The sequence below is a fragment of the Oleiagrimonas sp. genome, from assembly GCF_027858935.1.
GTDB lineage: Bacteria > Pseudomonadota > Gammaproteobacteria > Xanthomonadales > Rhodanobacteraceae > Oleiagrimonas.
This window is the reverse complement of record NZ_JAQIBU010000332.1, coordinates 1-4,215: the sequence shown is the minus strand read 5'-3', so window position 1 is coordinate 4,215 and position 4,215 is coordinate 1. Positions and strand designations below refer to the sequence as shown.

Genomic DNA, 4,215 nt, shown 5'->3' with positions numbered 1-4,215 from the left:
TGCCATGGCATACGCCGTCGCCCACCCACAGGAATGCCACCGTGATCGAGCTGCCCCTCACTTTGCCCTGTGGCCACACGCTGGCGAATCGCTTCTGCAAATCGGCCATGACCGAGGGACTGGCGACCCCCGAAGGCCATGCCACCGCCGCGCACCGTCGGCTCTACACCCGCTGGGCGAAGGGCGGTGCGGCCTTGCTGTTCAGCGGCAACATCATGGTCGACCGGCGTTATCTGGAGCGCGCGGGCAACGTGGTGGTGGAGGACGAGACGGGCATCGACGCGCTGAAGGCCTGGGCCGACGTAGTGCATGCGCACGGCAGCCAGCTGTGGGCACAGATCAGCCATCCCGGGCGCCAATGTCCGCGTCTGGTCACGCTGACGCCGCTGGCACCCTCGGCCGTGCAGCTTTCGATGGCCGGCAATTTCGGCAAGCCACGCGCGATGACCGAGGCCGATATCGGCGACGTGATCGCCCGCTTCGCACGCACCGCCGCCGTGCTGAAGGCGGCCGGCTTCGACGGCGTGCAGATCCATTCCGCCCACGGCTACCTGCTGTCGCAGTTCCTGTCGCCGCGCACCAACCGGCGCAGCGATCGCTGGGGCGGCGTGCTGGAAAACCGTGCCCACCTGCTGCTTGAAGTCGTGCACGCGGTGCGCGCCAGGGTGGGCGCGGCGTACCCGATCTCGGTCAAGCTCAATTCCTCCGACTTCGTGCAGGGCGGCTTCACCCTGGACGAATCGATCCAGGTGGTGCGCTGGCTCAGTGAAGCGGGCATCGACCTGCTGGAAATGTCCGGCGGTACCTACGAGCAGTTGGAGTTCTTCAAGGCGCACGACCCGGCCGAGATCCGCGACAGCACGCGCCAGCGCGAGGCGATGTTCCTGAAGTACGCCAGGTCGATCAAGGCCGCCGCCCACATGCCGGTGATGATCACGGGCGGCTTCCGCACCCTGGCCGGCATGGAGGCCGCGTTGCGCAGCGGGGATACCGACATGATCGGCCTCGCCCGTCCGTTCTGCCTGGACCCGGATTTCCCCGCGCGCATGCTGGCCGGCGGTCTCGACGCGTTGCCGGTGCCGGAAGACAGGCTGGTGCTGGGCAAGGGATACTGGGGTCCGAACAGCCGCGCCAACACCATGCGCGCCTTCAACAACCAGGCCCAGGCCGGCTGGTACTACCACCAGATCGAACGCCTCGGCGCCGGCCTCGCCCCGCAACCGGAGCTGTCCCCATGGCGGACGCTGCTGGGCCATTTCACGAAGGACTTCATACGGGCGATGGCACGCAAGCGCGCCGCTCGTCGCGACACGAAGCATGCGTCAACGGGTTGAACGTCCGCCTCGCTCAGCCGCGGCGCAACTGGCGCACGTGCCGCCACACATACAGCCCGAGGGCGATCACGATGCCCGCGACGATCAGCCCATCGAAGCGGTGGAAATAGACCCCCAGCGTGTCCCAGTGCTGGCCCAGTTTCATGCCGATCCAGGCCAGTCCCCAGCACCAGATCAGCGAGCCGAGAAAGGTATACAGGCTGAATCGCCATGCCGACATGCGCACCACGCCGGCAGGGAAGGCGATGAAGGTACGGACCACCGGCAGCAAGCGGCCGACAAAGATGGTGATGTCGCCATGGCGCTGAAACCAGCGATCGGCCAGATCCAGGTCGTGGCGGGAGATCAACACGTACTTGCCGTAGCGCTCGATCAGCGGGCGCCCGCCCCAGGCACCGATGGCGTACGCCAGCCATGACCCGAGCAGGCAGCCGACCGCTCCGGCCAGGGCCACCAGGCCCAGCGACAGCTGGCCCTGGGCGACCAGATAGCCTGAAAACGGCATGATGATCTCGGAGGGCAAGGGAATGCAGGCACTCTCGATGCCCATCAGCAACACAATGCCCAGGTAGCCCGTCCGGGAGATCACCGCAATGACCGCGCCGGCGAGCAGAGCCAACCATTTCCCAAGCATGCGGCACCCTCTCAGGGCTATGAAGTGGTTCCACAAGCAACCACATTTGGTCGCTAATGGGTTGAATATTAATAGGATTTAAACTATGCGTCAGTTGATTGACTCACATATTGACTCCCTTTTGTAGGGCCCAGTGCTAGTGAGAGGTGCCACTTGCTTCCTGTGCTGCTCCGAAATGGGCGAAGTTGGAGGGACTTGCCTCGGTACCGTAGACACTCCGTCCTTTTAATTGCTCAGCGCAACTCGAAACGTTCCTGATGGAAGTGACGGGCGTTCAGACCATGTTCGGTGAAATCACGCCGAAGCGCCTTGCCGAACGCAAAAGGCCCGCAGAACCACACGCTTGATCGTCGCCAGTCTGGTACCTGCTCGCGGATGACCCCGCCATCCAGTCGCCCGTCGCGTGGGGTGAGGTGGATGTGTAGTTCGATGCCCGCTGCGGTCGCGTTGCTCATGACCATGTCGAGGACGGCATCGTCAGCGTCGGAGGTGGGGTGGAACAGGTGGATATCCTGGGCGTGACCGTTGCGCGCCAACTGGCGCATGCGTGCCAGGAACGGGGTGATGCCTATACCCGCGCCGATCCAGATCTGCGTCGGCATGCCATCCTCGAAGTCGAAGCAGCCATAGGGGCCTTCCAGACGCAGGCGCCGCCCCACGGTGTATTCATGGCGCAGCCGCGAGGTGAAGTCCCCCAGTTCCTTGGCCATGATCAACATGCGCTTTTTCTTCGGATCCCAGTCCGATGCCATGGTAAAGGGGTGGCCGCCCTCGATCAGCGAGGTCTTGGCAAAGGCAAACTGGCCGGCCTTGTGGCCGGGCCAGCCCCTGTTGATGTGGATTTCGGTCTCCAGCACCTTGAGTTCGGGGTAGTAGGTCTGGCGTTCGACCACCCCTTCGACCTCGTGTCCCTTGCCGAAACGCCGAAAGGCGATGACCAGCACGCATGCCAGTCCGATCGCCACCACGGTGCCGATGAACCAACCAAAGGGCTCGGACCAATAGCCCTGGCGGGTCAGTACTACCGTGTGGAAGAGCAGCAGCGCAAGCAACAGTGTCATGAGCATGTGAGTGAGCGCGAAGACTCGGTACGAAATGCGTCGCCACAAGGCGATGACAAGCAGAATGACAAGCACGTAGAAACACCACTCGCCGATGATATGGGCCGGCACATGCAGTGCATGCATCAGCGGTGGCACGGGTTCCTTGGGTGCGGCAGCGCCCTTGAAGATCCACCCCAGAATCTGGCGCGCGCCCAGTGCGAACCACCAGTGCACGCTGGCGAAGACCAGCGTGGTGATGCCCAGCCACTTGTGGATGAGGTACATCTTGTCCAGACCGCCGAACGCCGGCTCGAGCCAGCGCGGGCGAGTGGAGATCAGTGCTGCGAATACCATGCACACGATCGCGATCACGCCGCTGTACTGCACGATTGCCGCGCGTAGCTGATGCACGTCGCGTCCCGGCAACCAGCGTGGGTCGGTCAGGGCCCAGAACAGCGTGGTGAAGACAAGGACCAGCAGGAAGATGAATTTGCCGCGGCGCATGCAGTCTGAAATGGTGGGAAAAGTGCGCGCGCACCGACCAGTTTTCCTGATCTCGGTACGCGCTGGTCGATACTGGACTGTCTGGCACGGTCTGCGCAAGACGAAAAAGGGGACGAAGTGAGATGGCCCGGGTATGACGGACACCATTGGACGGGGGCAATCCCCCCGGAGGGTGTTACATGGTCAAGCGTCGACGATTCACCGCAGAGTTCAAACGCGAAGCAGTCAGGCTGCTCGATGCCGGCGACCGCCCGGCATCTGAAGTAGCCATCGATTTGGGCATCCGGCAGAACCAGCTCTACAAATGGAAGGCCGAGCAGGTTCGCCTGGGCGAACTCAGGTTTCCCGGATCCGGTTGCAAGCACGCGGATCAGGATTCGGAGATCGCCCGTCTCAAGCGCGAACTGGCGCGGGTATCGGAGGAACGCGATATTTAAAAAAAGTGGCGGCGTACTTCGCCACGGAACTGCCATGAAGTACGCTTTAATCGCTTGAACCGGCGGTCGAGGACCGCCTGGGCAAAATACGCCGATGCCTTGCGCAGGATTTCGTTGCCCTGGCGCAACTCGCTGTTCTCGCGCTCGAATGTGGTCAGACCCTCGCGCAGGCCCTGGTCAGGTTCGGCCTGGCGCACGCAATTGCACAGCGTCTGCGCCGTGCAGTCGATCTTGCCGGTGATCGACTCGATGGTTGCCCACTA

The 4,215-nt window shown here is 63.2% G+C and carries 4 protein-coding genes and 1 pseudogene; 2 read left to right on the top strand and 3 right to left on the bottom strand.

Features of this window, described 5'->3' with window-relative positions; translation table 11 throughout:
* On the top strand, positions 1–1,334 hold a 1,334-nt coding region (locus PF446_RS12600), incomplete at its 5' end, for an NADH:flavin oxidoreductase/NADH oxidase family protein (protein WP_298072134.1).
* 13 nt (positions 1,335–1,347) lie between these two features.
* Here the strand turns inward: PF446_RS12600 and PF446_RS12595 are convergent.
* Positions 1,348–1,968, bottom strand: coding sequence for a DedA family protein (locus tag PF446_RS12595; protein WP_298072132.1), 621 nt, complete (start codon positions 1,966–1,968; stop codon positions 1,348–1,350).
* A 233-nt stretch (positions 1,969–2,201) separates the two neighbouring features.
* A complete protein-coding gene (locus PF446_RS12590) occupies positions 2,202–3,515 on the bottom strand; it encodes a ferric reductase-like transmembrane domain-containing protein (protein ID WP_298072130.1) in 1,314 nt (437 codons plus the stop codon).
* A gap of 179 nt (positions 3,516–3,694) precedes the next feature.
* Here PF446_RS12590 and PF446_RS12585 point away from each other — a divergent pair, with 179 nt between their 5' ends.
* Positions 3,695–3,952 carry a transposase gene (locus PF446_RS12585; protein WP_298072128.1) on the top strand — a complete coding sequence of 86 codons (258 nt, stop codon included), beginning with the start codon at positions 3,695–3,697 and terminating at the stop codon, positions 3,950–3,952.
* Positions 3,953–3,991: 39 nt separating this feature from the next.
* On the opposite strand, the pseudogene PF446_RS12580 reads toward PF446_RS12585, so the two are convergent.
* Positions 3,992–4,215: pseudogene (locus PF446_RS12580) on the bottom strand (IS3 family transposase); the annotation flags it as partial.